The following is a 17,832-nucleotide window of genomic DNA, read 5'->3' as shown; positions in this document are numbered from 1 at the left end:
TGGGGAATTCCCGCCCTGCCCCGCAGGTGTCAGCGCGGGATGAGGACATTGGTGCGCTCCTTCAGGGTCTGATAGGGGATGCCGTCGTCGCGGGCATCAAAGTCATAGGTGATGGTGGCGGCGTTGGCCTCCGGGTCCTCGGCATCCCAGACCGGCTTGTCAAAGGCCCAGACCCGGTCGCCCAGCTTGAAGGCCTCTTCCAGATCATGGGTGATCATGAAGACGGTCATGCCGGTTTCGTCCCGCAACTCCTGCAGGAAGTCGTGCATGACGATCTTGGTGCCCGGATCCAGCGCGCCAAAGGGTTCGTCCAGCAGCAGGATCTTGGGGTCGCTGGCCAGCGCCTGGGCAATGGCCAGACGTTGCAGCATCCCGCCCGACAGGTCCGACGGATACTGGTTGGCGACGTGTTCCAGCCCGATCCGCGCCAGTGTCTTGCGCGCCTTTTCGCGCTCTTCGTTGCGGCGCGCCCGGGTCAGGCGGCCCCAGAAGTTGGCGTCAAAGGCGATGGAGGCAACGAGATTGTCGATCACCTTCATGTGCGGAAAGACGGAATAGCGCTGAAAGACGATGCCGTGATCGCGCCCGGGTTCGCGCGCCATCGGTGCGCCGTCGATGTGGATTTCCCCGGTCGTGGGCAATTCCTGCGCCAACAGCAGCCGCAGAAAGGTGGATTTGCCACAGCCCGAGGCCCCGACGACGGAAATGAACTGTCCCTTGGTCACCGAGACGTTGATGTTTTCGATGATCGTGCGATTGCCGTAGGCCTTGGAGAGCCCTTTCACCTCGACGTAGCTCATAGCGCTTCTCCATCCCAGGGGAAGGCGCGCTTGGCGACCTGCCGCAATGCGAAATCCAGCAGGTAGGCCAGGAAGGTGATCCAGACGACATAGGTCAGGATGACGTCCATCGCGAGATACCGGCGCACAAGGAAAATACGATAGCCAAGGCCCTGATCGGCCGCGATGGCCTCTGCCGCGATCAGAAACAGCCATGCCGGCCCCAGAGACAGACGTACCGCCCCGATCAGACGCGGCAGAACCTGCGGCAGGATCACGTGCAACCCGATCGCCATCGAGGACGCGCCCAGCGTCTGCGCCTTGATGAATTGTTCGCGCGGCAGATCAAGGACCCGCTGGCTCATGTCACGGATGAGGAAGGGCGCGATACCGATGACGATCAGGGCGACCTTGGACACCTCCCCCAGACCCAGCATGATGAAGAGGATCGGCAGGATCGCCAGTGGCGGCACCATCGAGAAGACCGCGACAAAGGCGGCAAAGGGCGCGCGCATGTAGGGCAGCATCCCGATCAGGATGCCCATGATCAGTGCCAGCGAAGACGCGATGATCACACCGATGAACAACCGCCGCAGGCTGGCCCACGTGTCCAGCCAGAACAGAATTTCTCCCGACCGACGGTCCGGCTCGGTCAGCAGGCGTTCGGCGGTGGCAAGGATCGTCGAAGGCGCCGGCAAAAGCTTGTCCTGCGGGTTGACGGCCAACCGCATGTCAGAGCCGATCATATAGGCGACAAGCACCGCGATGAAGGGCAAGGCCGCCAATACCGCGGCCAGAACGGGCCCGGGTCTTCGGTTGATCCAACGCATGGAAAGTCCTTTACAGGCAGAGGCCCCGGAGCAGGCCCGGGACAGGTGGTCAGGGGGACGCGGCCCGGATCACGGGCCGGACCGCGCCGTGCTTTACAAAGCCCCGTCTGCCGCCATCTGCATGTAGCTGGTGTCGAAACGGAACTTGATGTTGTTCGGATCGCCGGTGGTCACGTCGCCCGGATAGGCGATCCCGACGAAATCGGCCGATGGGGCGCCTTCGCCAAGGATGCCCTTGTCAAAGAGGAATTCGGCCACGTTGACCATGGTGGTCGGCAGTTCGGAAGAAGAGGTGAAGCCGACGGCATCTGCCGGAACGTAGAACATCTCTGTCGAGGCAAGCTGTGCCTTGTAGCCTGCCAAATCAGTGCCCGAGGCCTCTGCCATCGCGGTCAGCACTTCCTCGTCACCGGCGGCCATCAGGCCCAGCACTTCATACCATGCGCCGACAAGCGCCTTGCCGAAATCGGGGTTGTCCTCCAGCACCTGCGTGTTGACAACCATCAGGTCGATGATCTCACCGGGGATGTCGGAACTGTCAAAAACCTTCTTGGCACCCGGCTCTTCGAGAATGGTGGAAACCAGCGGGTTCCACGTCACCACGGCCTCGACATCGGAGGTGGTGAATGCGGCAATCATGTCCGCGTCGGAGGTGTTGATCACAGAGGCAAGGTCACGCTCCTGCAGGTCGACACTGTCGAGCGCGCGCGCCAGCAGGTAATGCGAGACCGAAAGCTCCACCAGGTTGACCGGCTTGCCCGCCAGATCGGCCAGCGTGGTGTCGCCCTTGACGATCACCGCATCATTCCCGTTCGAAAAATCGCCCACGATCAGCGCGGTGGTATCGACGCCCCCGCCCGCGGGGATCGACAGGGTGTCCATGTTGGTGGCCGAAACCCCGTCAAAGGCCCCCGCCGTGTACTGGTTGATGGATTCGACGTAGTCATTGATCTGCACGATCTCGACCGTGATGCCGTATTTCTCGGCCCATTTGTCCATGATTCCGGACTCTTCGAGATAGCCCCAGGGCATCCAGCCCACGTAGATCGACCAGGCGATACGGAAATCGGTCTGTTGGGCCGCGGCCGGAGCGACCGCGCCAAAGGCCAGCGCGGCGGCAGCGGTTGCGGCCACAAAATGACGTCTTGCAATCATGGGTTTCCCCCTCGTGCAGCGTTCCGCCGAATGGTTGCTGATCGGGGTACCGAGGCGGAACTCGAGAGATCGGTGAAACCCCAACGTGCAGTGCTCTCCCGGGATTTTGCCCCGCCGTGTACCGGATGGGAATTTGCCCTCCGGTGGTATCTCTTGGACCAGACCCTCGGGGAGGAGGTTGAGGCGGAACCCTAGATACCCTGCTGAAGACAGCATGTTTTGCATTGCGTGGTCGTCACGATGAGTCGTTTGAAAGGACAGCGTCCGAAAATAGATTCGCTTAAACTATAGGCGAATAATCCCGGTTGTGGTGGGAAAACTGGCACGTATTGGGTCGCCGCTATGATTGCGCCGCTCGCTGCGGCGCGGACGCATTAGGGCGATGCGCAGGACGAAATACGAAAACGGCGGCACTGATTGTGCCGCCGTCTCCTTGTTTAGGCTACGAAGATCACTTCACGCAGGTGTCGACGTTGTCGTTGTTGCAGATGTCGAGGCCGGTGTAGATCGGGTCTTCGACGTCCTTGCCCTCGACGATGTCCTTGAGGATGTACATCGCCTTGTAGCCCATTTCGTAGGGGCGTTGACCGACAAGACCGTTGCCCAGCCCGTCCTTGGTCTGTGCCAGCTGCATCGGCAGCGTGTCGGCGACCACGATGGTCAGTTCACCGCTGTCCATCTTGCCTTTGTAGGGTTCGGCCGCATTCCGGTAGGCGTTGTCGAACCACTGGGTAAAGGCGCCGGTCGACAGGAAGGCGGTCAGATCGGGGTTGGCCGCAAGGATGTCGGTCATGCCCTGTACGGCGACGTTGCCGTCGTCGTTGGTGATCAGCGGGCAGCCCGAAATCTCGGTCCAGCCGTTGTCACCGTCCAGCGGGCGGCCCGGAGGATCGCCCAGTTCGGCACCGGCAAGCGTTTCACGCGCGCCCAGCAGACGCTCGTTGTGGTTCGCCGCTGCCGCGCCGCCGGTCTGCAGGCAAATGGTGCCGCCATCGGGGTGACGCGCCATCACCAGTTCCGCAAGGTGCACACCGATGTTGTAATTGTTGGTGCCCACATAGGTGGTGCGCAGGGACATGTCCTCGGGCAGCAGGTCAGAGTCCCAGGTCATGACCGGGATGCCCGCGTCCATCGCGCCTTTCAGCACCTTGGCCATTGCCGGCGCGTTGGAGGGCGCAACCGCGATCCCGTCAACACCCTTGGTGATGAGATCCTGCACGATCTGGATCTGCTCCAGTTCGGTGTGTTCACCGGGGCCGATGTACTCGCAGGTGACGTCGGCCAGTTCTTCCTGTGCGGCGTAACAGCCGTCGCGGGCAAGATCGAAGAACGGGTTGTTCATCGCCTTGGGCACCAGCGCGAAGGTGTAATCGGCCGAGGCCATCATCGGCGTCAGCATCACCAGCGCAGTTGCTGTCAAAAGTCTCTTCATGTGTTTTCCTCCCAGGTTGGCATGAAGACGGGGGCGTTATTTGCCCCCGCGATTGCGGAGTTGTTCCAGGAGCACCGCGAGGATGAGGAACAGCCCGACAAAAAATTGCTGCCAGAGCGCCGGGATACCGGCCAGCAGCAGTGAATTCCGGATCAATTCGACCAGCGCCGCGCCGATCGGCGCGCCGAGGGCATAGACCACGCCGCCCATCAGGTTGGCGCCGCCGATCACGCTGGCCGCGATGACGTTGAGCTCATAGGTCGCGCCCATGCCATTGGTGGCCGAGCCGGTGTAGCCGATGAACATGAAGGCCGCGATGCCGGTGCACATGGAACAGACCATGTAGACAGAGACGATCACACGCTCGACCGGGATGCCCGACAGCTTGGCCGCGTGGGCATTGCCGCCGATGGCGATGACCCAACGGCCCCACTGCGAATAGCGCCAGACCCACATGAAGAACACCGTCATGACGATCAGGACCCAGACGACATTGGGCACACCCAGCATGCTGCCGCCCCCGATCCACTCAAAGGTGTCCTGCCCGGGGCCGAATTCATAGACCATCTTGTTGTTGGAAATCACCATGGCGATGGACCGTGCCATGGCCAACATGCCCAGCGTCACCACGAAGGGAGCGAGCCGGACATAGGCAATAAGCACCCCGTTGATGAACCCCACCAGAGCGGCGGTGCCCATACAGACAAGAAAGCCGACCCCAACGCTCCATTCCGCGTTCAGGACAAGGGCGAGGTTGATCCCGCAAAGCCCCAGCAGCGACCCGACCGACAGGTCGATGCCCGCCGTACAGATCACCGCCGACATCCCCAGTGCCATGATGCCGAAAAAGGCCATATTGCGGGTGATGTTGAACATGTTGCGTTCGGTCAGGAAGGCGTCGGAGACAAAAGTCATCACGAAACCGATGGCCAGAATGGCGATGAACACCCAGAAGGGTTGCGTCCGGATGACGGCGCCGAAGCCAGAGACCTCCTGGCGCAGTGTGATGCTTTCGTCGATGGCGGCATGATCTACCGGGGTCTGCGCAGTCTGGGCGTGCGCGCCCTGCGGGGTTTCGGTCTTGTCGGTCATGCTGCCTGGATCGCTCCGATGATGAGGCCGGTCACTTCTTCCGGGCTGGTTTCGCTGATTTTCTTGTCGGCCACCTTGACCCCACGGCGCAGGACGGCGACGCGGTCACAGACCTCGAAGACGTCAGGCATCCGGTGACTGACGAGGATCACGGCATGGCCCGTCGCCTTGAGCCGCTTGATCAGGTTCAGCACCTCGGCCACCTGCCGGACAGAGATCGCGGCGGTGGGTTCATCCATCAGGACCAGCTTTGGATCACTGAGACGGGTCCGCGCGATGGCAACCGCCTGACGCTGACCGCCAGACATCTGTTTCACGAGGTCGCGCGGCCGGGTTTCGGATTTCAGCTCGGAAAAGAGTTCGGCCGCCTTGTCGTACATGGCCTGATGATTCAGCTTGCGGAACGGCCAGATGCCGGACTTGATCTCGCGGCCCAGAAAGACGTTCGCCCCTGCGGTCAGATTATCGCACAGGGCAAGGTCCTGATAGACGATCTCGATCCCGTTATCGCGGGCGTCGATGGGTTTGGTGAATTGCACCTTCTTTCCATCAATGCGGATTTCGCCGTTCGTCGGAGGAAAGTTTCCGGCAATGATCTTCATCAGGGTCGACTTGCCGGCGCCGTTGTCGCCCATCAGGCCGATGGCCTCGCCCGGCTTTATATGCAGATTCACCCCGTTTAACGCGTGGATCGCGCCGAAACTCTTGGTGATCTCGTTCAATTCCAGCAGAGCCAAGCTCTTCCTCCCTTGTCTTCAATCCGTTGCGGCTTGGCCGTTCAACGTGTCGTGCGAAACAGTGTCTGCGCGCCCGAAAGCCTGCTGGAACCGCCGACATACTGCATCCGACGTTCGTCGAGCCCATTCGCCAAGGCGCAGATATCCGCCCCCCGAAAACGGTCCACATCCGCTTTCAGAGGGGTGCAGCCAATTCGGCCGCCTGAAATGTCTAGCTGTTCGAGCCGCCTTTCCGGCGATCTCCTCCCATTTGTGTACGCGAGTATGCCCAGTTACCGCTAAAGCTCAAATACCCTTTGCGAAAAAAAATGATGCGAAACGCATCACAAAGACAACTCGCTTGCGAAAACCGCGAGATCCCGAAGCCATGTGTTTCATGCCAAGACAGATGATTTAACGCGCCTCAGCAATCGCGGATCGCAGCGTGGTCAGGGATATCTGCATTGGTCCGCCCCGTCCCCTGCAATGCAACCGGAGACACGCTCCAGATAAAGGAACACGACCTTTCGGAAGTGATTTGATAACGCGCGAACGGGTGGTTTCCTGTTGAAAAATCGGAACGGTCTACCGTGCGCCAAGGGCGTCCGGCCCGGATGCGACCCCGTTCAGAGGCATATTCGTGCAACGGCTGGAAATAGACGGACCCGGCCTGATGTCCGTCGTGGGGCTGAACGTCGATATGGCGCGGGCCTTGACACAGCCACGGCTTGGCATGGGCGGCTCACCCGGCTCATGACCCTGTTCGGCCTGACTGGAACGCTACATGCCGTGACCCGATCCGCCTTGCCATTGCCGATACGCAGTTCGGCTGCACCAATTGTGGCGATCGGCCTGCTAGTGTCTTCAATTAGCACATCGAATGGACCAACCAGTTGAAAAACGCCGCCGGTCTGGTGCGTCATTTGCAGCGGTTTGCCGCGCCGGACCGGATGGCGCAGGTGGTCTGGCTGCGTCTGACACCGGATGCGTTTTGGCTCAGGGCGCAGGTCGCGGCGTGACGGGATCAGGTGTCCGGCTGAGCCATCAGCGCGCGCACACCGAGCAGACTCCCCACCACCGTGACCCACGCCAGCAGCAGGACTGGTGCCAACCACGGCCACATTGCGAAGGGCGACAGCATCGGCGCAAAGGTCAGCACCTGCAGCAGACCTGCGTGCAGCGCACCCGCCAGTACTGCCTCGCCAAGAGCCACGACATCGCGCCTCCCTGCGAACACCCCAAGCGCCGCCAGCGCCGCCGCGCCGACCGTGCCCTGCAGCATTTTTGCGACGGGGTTCAGGCCGGTCTGCTCGGGCAATTGCGAAAAGAAGATCCCGCCCAGCAACACGGCCAGAGTCGCCGCAGGTAGGGCGCGGGTCAAAGCGTCGGGCGCGACCAGGGCGGCCACCAGAACAAGGGCCATCAGGCTGAGCGACCAGCTACCCGCCTGAAGCATGGTTAGCCCCTGCCCCTGCTTAAGCGTCAAAACCGCCAAAGCCACAAGGGAAAGCCAGCCTGCCGCCTGCGCCGCTTGCCTCATCCTCTTCATGGGCCGGCGGGTCCTGCGCCATCCAGCAAGGTCAGAAGGTCCCGTAATTCGGCGACCACCGGCCCCGCGCAGATCGGCTGTGGCGATTGCACGAATGCCTCCAGCGCGCTTTGCGCCATGCTTTCACGCCGCGACAGCACTCCCAGATAGACCCGCGCCGCCCGCAGGCCCGGCGCCTGATCCGGCACCCGCAACTGCCGCGACAGGTACATTTCCAGATGTGCGGCCACCCGTGGGCAAGGCTCCAGATCCGCGATCCGGGCCAATGTTGACAGCAGTTGCCGAAATTCGGCGGCGCAGGTCTCGGGGTTGTCGAACCGTCCCGCCGCGCCGCGCAGATGAGCGCCTTGCAACAGCGTCAGTCGCAATTCCAGCGCCAGCGCGTTGAAAAAACGCGGCTCTAGATCTGCGGCGGCGTGGGCAAAGGCGCGCGCTTCGGCCAGCTTGTTCGCGGCTTCGGCCTGTAGCGCCTTCATGAACAACAGGTCGCTGCGGGGAAAATTGTCGAATTCTGCCGCCTCCATCATCGTGATGGCCTCTGCAAACCGGGGGTCGCCGATCTGTCCAGCTCGAACGGCGGTCAGCGCGGTTTGCAAGGCGGCGGCATAGCGGGCACGCGGATCGGGATCGCCGTACAACGGCACGGTCAGCGGTGTCACTCCGTCGAGGGTTTCGGCCAGCGCCGCAAGCGCCAGATCGCGACGCATGTCCTCAGACCCGAAGTGCACCCCTTCGCGGCGCAGAAAAACCGTGTCGGCATAGGGCTGATCCGTGCCAACGGTGCAGCCGCGTTCAAGCTGTTTGCTCAACTCTTCGCAGACGCCGCTGCACTGAGGTTGCGGCGGATCCACCTTCATCAGCACGCAAGGGACAACGCGAAAGCCCGGGCATTGCTGTGCTATTGCCGAAAATGGCAGGCCGGACGCCATCACAAGGACGGCCAACCCGGCAATCGCCCGTTTCAGGGGCATACCTCGACCCCGCTCTGATCCGGGCAAGTGACCGGGAAGCTCGTACAGAGCTGTTCGACCGCAAGATCGCGTTCATCCGGACCCGAGGAGGTGGGCCAGACCACATCGACGGCGGCGCGGGCTGTGTTGCCTTGCGTCAGCTCGCGGACAAGGCGGTTGAACCGCGCGGGCTCAAGGCTGCCAAAGACGCCGGGATCGGTGACCAGAAAGACCACCAGATCATCCTCCGTGGGCAGGGCTGTGCAGGCTTGCTCGGCTGGTTCAGGCGCTGGCTGGGGGTCCGGTCCGGGCGCGGGATCGTCAAAAACGGTGCCGGTCTTGGCCGCCCCCCTGGGCAAGTCCTGCGCGCCAAGGAAACGGGTGATCTCTGCGAGAGGATTGCGGGCGCAGGCTTCTTCGTCCAACACCGGGGCCCCCTCCCCAAACGCCGCCTCCGCCCGCGCATTGAGGCGCAACGCCGCCGCGCGGCACACATCCACCACATCCACCTGCTGTGCCTCAACGGCCGCTTCTGCCAAGGCAAGATCCTTGCCCAGCGTCTCTGTCTTGGCGGTCAGGCTCGCGTTCTCATCCTTGAGGCTCGCATTCTCGCCCTGCAGGTCGGCAATTTCCGCCTCCAGCCCCGCAAGCTGGGCGGACAGATCGGTGTTTTCGTCCTGAAACGCCTGACAGACGGACAAATCTTCACCATTGCATTGGGCGATCAGCCCCTTCACCTGCTCCCGGTACAGGCGGGTGCGGGACTCCAGAAAATCGATACAGCCCGGGGCCGACAAATCCGCGTTCCGGCAGTCATTGGGCAGTGCATAGGCCGCAATGAACCCGGCACAATCCGCAAGATCGACACCCTTGATCCGGCAGTACCGTTCGACCTGCAACTGCCCAAGAAGGTTCAGGCATTGCTGCGCCGAAACACCGGACGCCTCGCAGAACTCCGGCAGCACAAGGGCGGGCGCCGCCGTCTCGGCAGGGGCCACGGGATCGGGCGTCTCGACCGGCTCTGCGGTTTCGACAGGATCCGACGGATCAGCAGTTTCCGGCTCTTGCGCGATGGCGGCAGAGGCAAGAACCGAAAGCACGGTGGCACAGGCAACGGCGCGCAGCCGTTCGGGGCAAAAAAGGAACGGGGCAATCATGGCTTGCAATGAAATCAGCATTAGTTAACCCTTGTGTTGTCGTCAGTCTCCGGTGCCTACGCGCGTTTGACAAGGGGGTGATGCCGAGAAGACAAAAGCAGTTTCCGGAACCAGATCTATGGCGTTTTTCGCATTTCGTACAATCCCTTACGCCATTCTTGCCACCCTTGTCGGCGGCATGTTCGGCCCCCTCCCCGCACAGGCGCAGGGCACAGCTGACCCCATCGCCTTTGCGGTTCAGCAATGTGCCGAGGGCGATACTCTTTCCCGCTGTCCGAACTACTGTCAGGTGGCCTGCACCTCCACACAGTTCTTGCTGGACAACACCGATGCCTGCGACACGGCCATGGCCGCTCTGCCCGATGCGGATGAGGCAAGTTGCCCGATCGCGGCGGAAACCGGGATCGTCACCTTGCAGGCCTGCATCGACGAAAATCGCAAAGTCCCGCGCGAACCCAGCCGTGTGATCGCACGCAGCCAGGAGCGTCTGGAAATCTTCAACGCCTTCTTCTCGGACCGTCCGTCCTGCGCGGCCTCCAGCCTTGCACTGGAAGGGATGTTCGGCTGTCTCAGCGGCGAAACCGCGGTCGTCAAACGCGAATATGACGCACTAGGCACGCTGGGTCTGGGCGAGGCACCACTGACCGGCGCGCAACTGTTGGAACTGGCTTGCAGCATCGGCGAGGACCGCCTGATCGAGATCGATATCGGTGCCTCATCGCTGTCCGGCCGCGCCAAGGAATTGAACACAGAGCTGGGCGGCGTCACTTCTTGCCGCCTGCAATATTCCAACTGGTTTGCGGATCGCGGGCAGGAATTCTGTACCAACCGCACCTTCGACAATTGCGAGGCGGTGGTGACGGTGTTCCAAACCCAGCTGGAGAAATCTCTGGTGGGCGCAGAGGAACAGAACCGGCAGATCAGCGATGTGGTCGAAAATCTCGAACGGGATCTGGCCTCTCTGATCAGCCTCGGCTTTGTCGATCCCTCGACCTGTGACTGAGGCCGCGCGCCACGGCCGCTATTTTTCGTAGATCCTTCAAGCAGGAGTTTCAGAATGTTCCATTCCATCAAGCTTTTCGCCGCCGCGCTTGCGATTGGCGCCGCGGGTGTCATGGCCGCGCCAGTGCAGGCACAGGACGGCGAGGAAGTCACCCTGACGCAGGTCATCGAGGACATCGCCGCCTCGCGCACCGCCACGCTGGACCGGATCGACGCGCTGTCGCAGGAGATCGACCTTTCGACCATCGAACTGGAAGAGGCGGACAAGGCCTTTGACGAGATGATCGAGACGCTGCGCGCCCATGCTGCCGTCGGCGATCCCACCGGCACCTTCGTGACCCGCCTCAAGGCGCTGGAAGAAGCGGCCAAGGCGGATGCCGAGGCCGCCAAGATCGAAGGGTTCCTGGACTTCGAGGAAGAATTCCTTGAGGACGCCCGCATCTTTTCCGAACAGCGCGGCACGCTGGTCAGCGAGTTCGAGGCGCTGGAACGCCGCATTCGCGCGGTCGAGGCAGAGCGAAAGCGCATCGTCTTCCTGATCAAGCTGCGCAAGTACGACCAGATCCAAACGCTGTTCGCCGATGCCACCGGCATCATTCAGGATGGCACCGACCGTGTCGCCGAGGTGGAAAAGGCGCTGCGCCAGAGCCAGCAGCCCGACGCGGTTGTCGAGAACTGATGACGCCCGGCCTGCGCTGTCTGTTGTCAAAGCCCGGCCAGATCGCCGGGCTTTGCGCCTTTGCATTGACGCTGTCGGCGGGCCCAATGGTACCGGCACTTGCGGATGACAATCCGCCCCCCGAAACCGCGCCCGCGCCAGAAGCCGAACGCGCGGAACTGATCGCCGCCGCTGGCGCGCTGGAGGCCCGGATCGTCAAAGTCCTGGCAGACATGGACGCCGACATCCTTGAACAAGAAGAGGCCGCCGTCCTGAGCGGATCAGAGGCGGCCCTTGCCCAGATCGATGCCTTGCAGGATCGGCGCGATGCGCTGGCCAAACGGCTTACAGAGGTGCGCGCACTGATCGCCGCCCTGCGCGAGGACGGCTGAGATGCGCGCGCGCCGGGGCCGTCCGGAGGCCGATCTGTCGATTACGCCGCCGATCCGGCCGTGGCGCAGCCTGCTGATCTGCGCCGCTGTGGTGGGTTTGTCGCTGGCGCTGTTGCGCGATCTGGGCGTCACCGACCATCGCAGCCTGTCAGCGGCGGTATCGGGTTTGATTGGCGAAGCGGGGTCCGCAATCACAGGCGCGCCGCAGGACGTCCCTCTTGCACCCGACCAGTCGGAGGCACCAGACCCGGTGGCGGTGACAGAGGCCTCCGGAGAAGGAGGCCTGCTGGCGCGGGTCTTCGGCGACCCCGTGAGGCTGACCTTTGCCGCGGGTTGCGTCGCCACGCTGCTGTTCATCCTTGTGCAATTGATCAACCTCTCCATCGACACCCGACTGGTGCGGCAGCGGCGGGCCCGGTCCGGCTTGCTGACACCTTTGGCCCACCTTGCGCGGGCTCTGGCCGCGCAACGCCTGCGGCTCGGCCACCCTGATCAGCGCCGCATGGATGCGCTGGTGCTGGCCACCGAAGGAGAGATGATCGCCGATCCGCTGCGGCTGGGCCTGACCGCCTATCCGATGCTGGGTTTTCTGGGCACGGTCGTCGGCCTCAGTGGTGCGATCGAAACGCTGCCCAATGCCATCGGCAACCCGGACGCCTTGCGCCCGGTGTTGACCGAACTGCATGTGGCCTTTGACACCACCCTGATCGGGCTTGTCGGCGCATTGATCTGCCTTGTGGGCGCGCGGGTGCTGGACGGCGCGTGGGACCGGCTGTCGCGCCACGCCGGTTCGGGCTGATCGGTCGATGCCGGGCGTGCGTTCAAAGAAGCGACCCGCCGACCGTGTCCCGGTGCTGGCCATGGTCGATGCCTTTGTGGGTGGCACGGCGATCCTGCTGATTTTCATCGTGCTGTCCAACAACATGCTGACCACGCCGGGCACACAACCGCAGACTGACGTGACACTGCGCTGCCTCGACCGTCAGGCGCACTTCCTGCCTCCTGCACCGCCGGGCCTACCCCAATTGCCAACAGATCCCCTGCCCCCATCCGAGGCGGCGGAATGGCTGGCCCGGCATCCACGCCCGGACCGGTTGCTGCTGCGGGTGCGGGTCGAGGCGGACACGGATGAGTTGCTCTGCGCCCTTCGCTTTCAGCGGGCCGTCCGGCAGATGAACGACGTCACCGACACCGCGCAAACCCGCGAGCCGGGAGAGGAACGCGCGATCCTGCTCATGTCGATGGTACCCGTCGCAACGGAGCCAGCGGAATGACCCAGCGCCGGTCCCCTCCCCGGTCCGAAACCGATGCCGACGACAGTTATCAACTGGACGCGGTGGTGTCTCTCTTTGCGATGATGCTGGTCATCCTCGTGACCACGGCGGCGGCCACGGCCATCGGAACCACGCGTTTTGACTACACCAGCAGCGACCCGGAAACCGCGCCGATCCAGCCCGCCTCGCTTGCCGCGCCCTTTCCACGGCTTGAGACATGGCTGTTGCGGGCAGAGGGGCTTATCCGCATCGATTATGACGCAGCTACCGCGCTTTTGGCGGCGGCGCCGGTCAGCGACGCACTTGGCGCCACCGATCCGGCCACCGGCATCGATCTGTTCCTGACGCCTTCCCCCGATATCGGCGCCTTTACCGAGTTCCGCCTCAACCTGCCCGAGGTCCCGATCACCGAAAACGGCGGATTGATCGCGCAGGTGATCGCCCCGGACGACGGGGCGGCCATCACCGCCTGGGCACAGCAGGAGACCCCCGCCCGCATCGCCGCCTTTGTCTCGGGCCGACCGTATCTGCCCGCCCTAGTCGCCGCTGCCGAAGAGGCCGGACGCCCGGTGACAGTCATTTTCCGCGAGGGAAACAGGCTCTATGAAGAGCGTAAGATCCGGGAAAGCTTTGGTTTTCGCGGCGTGCTGCGGTCTTACTGACCGTGCTCGTCCGCTGTCCCGTCCTCGTGTTTGGACAAGCGACGACCAAAGCGGTACAAATCCTCACGAACGGTCAAGGAGCCCCGCATGACCCAACGTGCCGCATCCCGACTTGGTCTTTCGCTGGCCTTGATGCTGGCGGCTCCTGCTGCCTTTGCGCAGGAGGGCGCGCGGGACATAAATCCGGCGGAACAGCTCATGGCAGATATCCTGATCGGCATGGCCGAGGTGGAATTGAAGCTGAACGAGGCCGCGGCAAGCCCCTTGGCCGCCGCGCCGGACGGGGGTGACGTGATCGACCGGGCCAAGGACCGTGTCACCCTCTTGGCAAGCACGGACCTTCCCAAGCCGCAGGTCACCGATCCGCCCGTGAAAGTCGATCCCGAAGCGGGCGAAGAAGTCGTCGCAGCAAAGCCGGTTCCCCAGCCCGTCGCGCCTGTCGACGCCGCGGTTCCGGGTATCAATGCAACCGCTGTGTCGCTTGACGGTCAGAGCATCCGCAGCCTGTTGAAATCGGAACTGTCCGAGGCCGAGAAATCCGCCCTTCCCGACCACAAGGATTGCAAGGACCTTGGCACATGGTTCCTGGGCCTGAACCTGCAGCGCGATCTCCTTACCTTTTTCGTCCGGGAAAACGACTTCGTCCGCGTCTGCAGCCGCCTTGGCAATGCCTGGCGCGTCCGAACCGCCGGTGGTCAAACCCGCGCGCATCTGGTGACCGTCATCAACTAACGCCCGCGAAAGAACGCAGGTGGCACCTATTCCATGCGGCGTTCAACGATGCTTTAAGGCGTGACAACCTTGCCTTCGCGTCCAGAGCAACGCCGATTTCCCTCCGGTCCGTCGCCGATAACGGTAGATCGTTGAAATCAAACTCGCCGATCCAGATCACGCTGTGGCAGCCGTCGGTGGGGCAAGCTACGCTCGCCCGGCGTACCGCAACCGGATTCCAGTGCGTTAACTTGAAAAAGTGGTGCCCAAGGTGAGACTCGAACTCACACGGTATCGCTACCGGGGGATTTTGAATCCCCTGCGTCTACCATTCCGCCACTTGGGCCCGGAGGCTCGTATACACATGGGCGCGAATGGGGGCAAGCGGGGTTGGGGCTCCGTTTCGACCATTCTGGAGCACTTTCATACCGGCACTTTGAGGGTGCGACGGTCAAACGCTGGTCTAGAGGAACGTGACCTGTTAGCGGGAGAAAAATCTTGTGGTCTGAAACTCAAGGAGAGCCCTGGATGACAGCCCTACACGAAACGGATGCGGCAATCTCTGACCGGCTGGATACCTTGGCCGCAGATGCCGAGGGCGATAGCGTGTCGCTCAACTGGGTGCTCGGGCAACTTCATGAGCGCGCCTTTGGCCTGTTTCTGCTGATCCTCGCCCTGCCCTGCTGCATTCCCTTTCTGTATGGAATCCCGCAGATCGTCGCTCTGCCGCTCATGTTTGTGTCTTTTCAGATCCTAATCGGTCGGCAGGTCCCCTGGCTGCCAAGCAAGCTCGGAGATCGAACCGTTTCGACAAGCGGGCTGGAATCGCTCGCGCGGCGCGCCGGTCCCTGGCTGCGCCGGATCGAGGCTGTCAGCCGCCCGAGGCTGGGGGCGTTGACCCGTCCGCCGCTGGACCGGATCGTGGGAATCGCGCTGGTGGTGTTCAGCGCCTCCATCCTGGTGCCGCTGCCCGGCACGAACACCGTGCCCGGCTTTGCCGTGGTTGTGATCGCCATGGGGTTGCTTCAGCGCGATGGCGTGCTTGTGTTGGTCGGGACCCTCATCGGCACGGCCTGGATCTCCACGCTTGTTCTGGCCGGGGCGACCTTGGCCAGCCTGATCAAGGCCTGGCTTGGGCTCTGATCACATCGCCGATATCACCTTGTTTGCACTTGCGTCCCTTGGCTGCCTGCGTCACCTGTAGGCAAAGATCGAACACTTGAGGTTGTCATGAACCGCGCCATCCTGACCATACTCGGCGTTCTTGGGTCTGCGGGCCTGCTCTTGGGCGCGCTTGGATTTCAGTACATCGGCGATCTTGCGCCCTGCAAACTCTGCTACTGGCAGCGCTATGGCCACGTCGGGGCATTGGTGCTTGGGACAATTGCCGTCTTTCTGCCCAATGCGGCGCTGCTCTGGCTGGCCGCGCTGGCTGCGGCGTCGTCGTCGGTGGTGGCTGTATACCATTCCGGGGTCGAGCGTGGCTGGTGGGAAGGGCTGCAGAGCTGCTCCGCCCCCTCTGTGACCGGCCTGAGCCCGGACAAGGCGCTGGAGGCGATCATGAACGCGCCACTGGTGCGTTGCGATGACATCCCGTGGCAAATGTTCGGCCTCTCGATGGCCAACTACAATGTCGCGGCTTCGGCGGTGATTGCGGCGATCTTCATCATGGCCGCCCGCACACGCTGATACCTGCTGTTTGCCGAAGTCCTGCCCGCCCCTGCCCCGTGACAGCAGGCTTTCCCTCTGGCATGACGGGGGTCGAGGAACGAAAAAAGGCCCCGTCATGACCAACCGGCTAGCCATCATCCTGGGGCTCTTTCTGCTGGGCGCGATCAGCGCCGATTATTTTCTGAACGGCGGCGAAATTCTGCTATTTCTTGGCAAGAAGCTCTTTCTTCTTCTGGACTGGGTCGCGTTCTGGCGCTGACCTGCGACAGGCACCACTTGACTATTCGGGTTTCGTTTGATTGTTAGCGGTAACGCTGTTTATACCTGCTCCATAGCTGTCAGTCACAAAAGGGACTCTCCCAATGACCGTAAAAGTTGCCATCAACGGTTTCGGCCGCATCGGACGCAATGTTCTGCGCGCCATCATCGAATCCGGCCGCACCGATATCGAGGTGGTCGCCATCAACGATCTCGGACCGGTGGAAACCAATGCTCACCTGCTGCAATACGACAGCGTACATGGCCGTTTTCCGGTCGAGGTGAAGCACACAGACGACAGCATCGACGTGGGCCGTGGCCCGATCCGCGTGACGGCGATCCGCAACCCCGCCGACCTGCCCTGGTCGGACGTGGACGTGGTGATGGAATGCACCGGCATCTTCACCTCCAAGGAAGCCTGCCAGGCGCATCTGGACAATGGCGCCAGCCGCGTGCTGATCTCCGCCCCCGGCAAGGACGCGGACAAGACCATCGTCTTTGGCGTCAACGATAACGTTCTGACCGCAGACGATCTGATCGTGTCGAACGCCTCCTGCACCACCAACTGCCTGTCGCCCGTCGCCAAGGTGCTGAATGACAGCATAGGTATCGTGAAGGGCTTTATGACCACGATCCACAGCTATACCGGCGACCAGCCGACGCTGGACACCATGCACAAGGATCTGTATCGCGCCCGCGCCGCGGCGCTGTCGATGATCCCGACCTCGACCGGCGCCGCCAAGGCCGTGGGCCTCGTGCTGCCGGAACTGAACGGCAAGCTGGACGGCGTGGCGATCCGCGTCCCCACGCCCAACGTCTCGGTCGTCGACCTGACCTTCGAGGCCGCGCGCAGCACCAGTGTCGAGGAAATCAACGATGCGATCCGTGCCGCCGCCGACGGCCCGCTGAAAGGCGTTCTTGGCTACACAGACAAGAAACTGGTCAGCTCGGACTTCAACCATGACCCGCATTCGTCGATCTTTCACACCGATCAGACCAAGGTCATGGAAGGCACCATGTGCCGTATCCTGACTTGGTACGACAACGAATGGGGCTTTTCCAACCGCATGAGCGACACCGCCGTCGCCATGGGCAAGTTGATCTGAACACCCTTCATATGACGTGTCAAAGGCCGCCTCCCGGGCGGCCTTTTTCGTTACGAAAGTGGCCAACATCCGCGCAAGACATCTGCTAACCATATGTTAACCGAACAACTTTCCCCTAAGTCAGCCCTGCACCCAGCGCAAAGCGCCTTTCCGTTTCTGACAATTGTGCTGCACCGCAGCATGACTATGTTAGCGCCATCGGAAACACGAACAGGAAAGTCAAAACCATGAGCATCATCTCTGAAATCCGCTCGACCATGAACAAGCGCGCACACTTCCGTGCAACCGTCCGCGAACTTGAATCTCTGGACCCCTCCGTCGCCCGCGATCTGGACATCGCACCGGCTGACATTCGCCGCATCGCGCGTCAGGCCGTCTACGGCTGACACCGATCTGAAGACCCCGCACCGCTTCCGCCGAGACGGATGGACAGCGCGA

Annotated in this window: 22 protein-coding genes, 1 tRNA gene and 1 riboswitch; of the genes, 13 read left to right on the top strand and 10 right to left on the bottom strand. The window is 62.4% G+C overall.

What is annotated here, in order from left to right; genetic code table 11:
* Positions 1-29: 29 nt before the first annotated feature.
* The 6 genes from ACTXGA_RS03515 to ACTXGA_RS03490 all read right to left on the bottom strand — a co-directional run bounded on the left by ACTXGA_RS03515 (position 30) and on the right by ACTXGA_RS03490 (position 6,025).
* Complete coding sequence (locus ACTXGA_RS03515) at positions 30-800, bottom strand: ATP-binding cassette domain-containing protein (RefSeq protein ID WP_443391745.1); 771 nt, start codon at positions 798-800, stop codon at positions 30-32.
* A complete protein-coding gene (locus tag ACTXGA_RS03510) occupies positions 797-1,609 on the bottom strand; it encodes an ABC transporter permease (protein ID WP_443391744.1) in 813 nt (270 codons plus the stop codon). The genes ACTXGA_RS03515 and ACTXGA_RS03510 overlap by 4 nt, the downstream gene beginning before the upstream one ends.
* Positions 1,610-1,702: 93 nt before the next feature.
* Positions 1,703-2,764 carry a putative urea ABC transporter substrate-binding protein gene (locus ACTXGA_RS03505; RefSeq protein WP_443391743.1) on the bottom strand — a complete coding sequence of 354 codons (1,062 nt, stop codon included), beginning with the start codon at positions 2,762-2,764 and terminating at the stop codon, positions 1,703-1,705.
* A gap of 93 nt (positions 2,765-2,857) precedes the next feature.
* Positions 2,858-2,970: riboswitch (guanidine-I (ykkC/yxkD leader) on the bottom strand.
* 245 nt (positions 2,971-3,215) lie between these two features.
* Complete coding sequence (locus tag ACTXGA_RS03500; protein ID WP_443391742.1) at positions 3,216-4,196, bottom strand: sugar-binding protein; 981 nt, start codon at positions 4,194-4,196, stop codon at positions 3,216-3,218.
* A 36-nt stretch (positions 4,197-4,232) separates the two neighbouring features.
* Complete coding sequence (locus ACTXGA_RS03495; RefSeq protein ID WP_443391741.1) at positions 4,233-5,288, bottom strand: ABC transporter permease; 1,056 nt, start codon at positions 5,286-5,288, stop codon at positions 4,233-4,235.
* Positions 5,285-6,025: an ATP-binding cassette domain-containing protein gene (locus tag ACTXGA_RS03490; RefSeq protein ID WP_443391740.1), complete on the bottom strand. Its 741-nt coding sequence runs from the start codon at positions 6,023-6,025 to the stop codon at positions 5,285-5,287. The genes ACTXGA_RS03495 and ACTXGA_RS03490 overlap by 4 nt, the downstream gene beginning before the upstream one ends.
* A gap of 872 nt (positions 6,026-6,897) precedes the next feature.
* Here ACTXGA_RS03490 and ACTXGA_RS03485 point away from each other — a divergent pair.
* Positions 6,898-7,023, top strand: a complete 126-nt coding sequence (locus ACTXGA_RS03485) for a hypothetical protein (RefSeq protein WP_443391739.1) — start codon at positions 6,898-6,900, stop codon at positions 7,021-7,023.
* 5 nt (positions 7,024-7,028) lie between these two features.
* Here the strand turns inward: ACTXGA_RS03485 and ACTXGA_RS03480 are convergent, their stop codons facing one another.
* The 3 genes from ACTXGA_RS03480 to ACTXGA_RS03470 all read right to left on the bottom strand — a co-directional run bounded on the left by ACTXGA_RS03480 (position 7,029) and on the right by ACTXGA_RS03470 (position 9,681).
* Complete coding sequence (locus tag ACTXGA_RS03480; RefSeq protein WP_443391738.1) at positions 7,029-7,460, bottom strand: hypothetical protein; 432 nt, start codon at positions 7,458-7,460, stop codon at positions 7,029-7,031.
* Between the two features lie 89 nt (positions 7,461-7,549).
* The gene (locus ACTXGA_RS03475) at positions 7,550-8,524 is read right to left on the bottom strand and encodes a hypothetical protein (RefSeq protein ID WP_443391737.1); all 975 of its coding nucleotides are present in this window, start codon (positions 8,522-8,524) and stop codon (positions 7,550-7,552) included.
* Positions 8,515-9,681, bottom strand: coding sequence for an FtsB/FtsL family cell division protein (locus ACTXGA_RS03470; protein WP_443391736.1), 1,167 nt, complete (start codon positions 9,679-9,681; stop codon positions 8,515-8,517). The genes ACTXGA_RS03475 and ACTXGA_RS03470 overlap by 10 nt, the downstream gene beginning before the upstream one ends.
* Positions 9,682-9,778: 97 nt before the next feature.
* On the opposite strand from ACTXGA_RS03470, the gene ACTXGA_RS03465 reads away from it, so the two are divergent.
* The 7 genes from ACTXGA_RS03465 (at position 9,779) to ACTXGA_RS03435 (ending at position 14,380) form a co-directional block, all read left to right on the top strand.
* Positions 9,779-10,663 (top strand): hypothetical protein, encoded by an 885-nt coding sequence (locus ACTXGA_RS03465; protein ID WP_443391735.1) that lies wholly within the window; start codon positions 9,779-9,781, stop codon positions 10,661-10,663.
* 54 nt (positions 10,664-10,717) lie between these two features.
* Positions 10,718-11,341 (top strand): hypothetical protein, encoded by a 624-nt coding sequence (locus tag ACTXGA_RS03460; protein WP_443391734.1) that lies wholly within the window; start codon positions 10,718-10,720, stop codon positions 11,339-11,341.
* The gene (locus ACTXGA_RS03455; RefSeq protein WP_443391733.1) at positions 11,341-11,712 is read left to right on the top strand and encodes a hypothetical protein; all 372 of its coding nucleotides are present in this window, start codon (positions 11,341-11,343) and stop codon (positions 11,710-11,712) included. The genes ACTXGA_RS03460 and ACTXGA_RS03455 overlap by 1 nt, the downstream gene beginning before the upstream one ends.
* A gap of 1 nt (position 11,713) precedes the next feature.
* The gene (locus tag ACTXGA_RS03450; protein ID WP_443391732.1) at positions 11,714-12,511 is read left to right on the top strand and encodes a MotA/TolQ/ExbB proton channel family protein; all 798 of its coding nucleotides are present in this window, start codon (positions 11,714-11,716) and stop codon (positions 12,509-12,511) included.
* Positions 12,512-12,527: 16 nt separating this feature from the next.
* A complete protein-coding gene (locus ACTXGA_RS03445) occupies positions 12,528-12,986 on the top strand; it encodes a hypothetical protein (RefSeq protein WP_443391731.1) in 459 nt (152 codons plus the stop codon).
* On the top strand, positions 12,983-13,648 hold the full coding sequence (locus ACTXGA_RS03440; protein WP_443391730.1) for a DOMON domain-containing protein: 666 nt from the start codon (positions 12,983-12,985) through the stop codon (positions 13,646-13,648). Before ACTXGA_RS03445 ends, ACTXGA_RS03440 begins: the two co-directional genes overlap by 4 nt.
* Positions 13,649-13,735: 87 nt before the next feature.
* On the top strand, positions 13,736-14,380 hold the full coding sequence (locus ACTXGA_RS03435) for a hypothetical protein (protein ID WP_443391729.1): 645 nt from the start codon (positions 13,736-13,738) through the stop codon (positions 14,378-14,380).
* Between the two features lie 239 nt (positions 14,381-14,619).
* Here ACTXGA_RS03435 and ACTXGA_RS03430 read toward each other — a convergent pair.
* A tRNA-Leu gene (locus ACTXGA_RS03430) sits at positions 14,620-14,705 on the bottom strand.
* Positions 14,706-14,887: 182 nt separating this feature from the next.
* Between ACTXGA_RS03430 and ACTXGA_RS03425 the strand changes: the two genes are divergently transcribed.
* The 5 genes from ACTXGA_RS03425 (at position 14,888) to ACTXGA_RS03405 (ending at position 17,780) form a co-directional block, all read left to right on the top strand.
* Positions 14,888-15,502 carry an exopolysaccharide biosynthesis protein gene (locus ACTXGA_RS03425; protein ID WP_443391728.1) on the top strand — a complete coding sequence of 205 codons (615 nt, stop codon included), beginning with the start codon at positions 14,888-14,890 and terminating at the stop codon, positions 15,500-15,502.
* Positions 15,503-15,589: 87 nt separating this feature from the next.
* A complete protein-coding gene (locus ACTXGA_RS03420; protein WP_443391727.1) occupies positions 15,590-16,048 on the top strand; it encodes a disulfide bond formation protein B in 459 nt (152 codons plus the stop codon).
* Positions 16,049-16,145: 97 nt separating this feature from the next.
* Positions 16,146-16,289, top strand: coding sequence for a hypothetical protein (locus ACTXGA_RS03415; RefSeq protein WP_443391726.1), 144 nt, complete (start codon positions 16,146-16,148; stop codon positions 16,287-16,289).
* A 103-nt stretch (positions 16,290-16,392) separates the two neighbouring features.
* Positions 16,393-17,394, top strand: coding sequence for a type I glyceraldehyde-3-phosphate dehydrogenase (gene gap / locus ACTXGA_RS03410; protein ID WP_443391725.1), 1,002 nt, complete (start codon positions 16,393-16,395; stop codon positions 17,392-17,394).
* A gap of 227 nt (positions 17,395-17,621) precedes the next feature.
* Positions 17,622-17,780 (top strand): DUF1127 domain-containing protein, encoded by a 159-nt coding sequence (locus tag ACTXGA_RS03405; protein WP_443391724.1) that lies wholly within the window; start codon positions 17,622-17,624, stop codon positions 17,778-17,780.
* The last annotated feature ends 52 nt before the right edge of the window (positions 17,781-17,832 follow it).

It is taken from the genome of Antarctobacter jejuensis, from assembly GCF_052266595.1.
Taxonomy (GTDB): domain Bacteria; phylum Pseudomonadota; class Alphaproteobacteria; order Rhodobacterales; family Rhodobacteraceae; genus Antarctobacter; species Antarctobacter jejuensis.
Note: the sequence above shows the minus strand (reverse complement) of the source record. Positions and strands in the feature narration are given on the sequence as shown.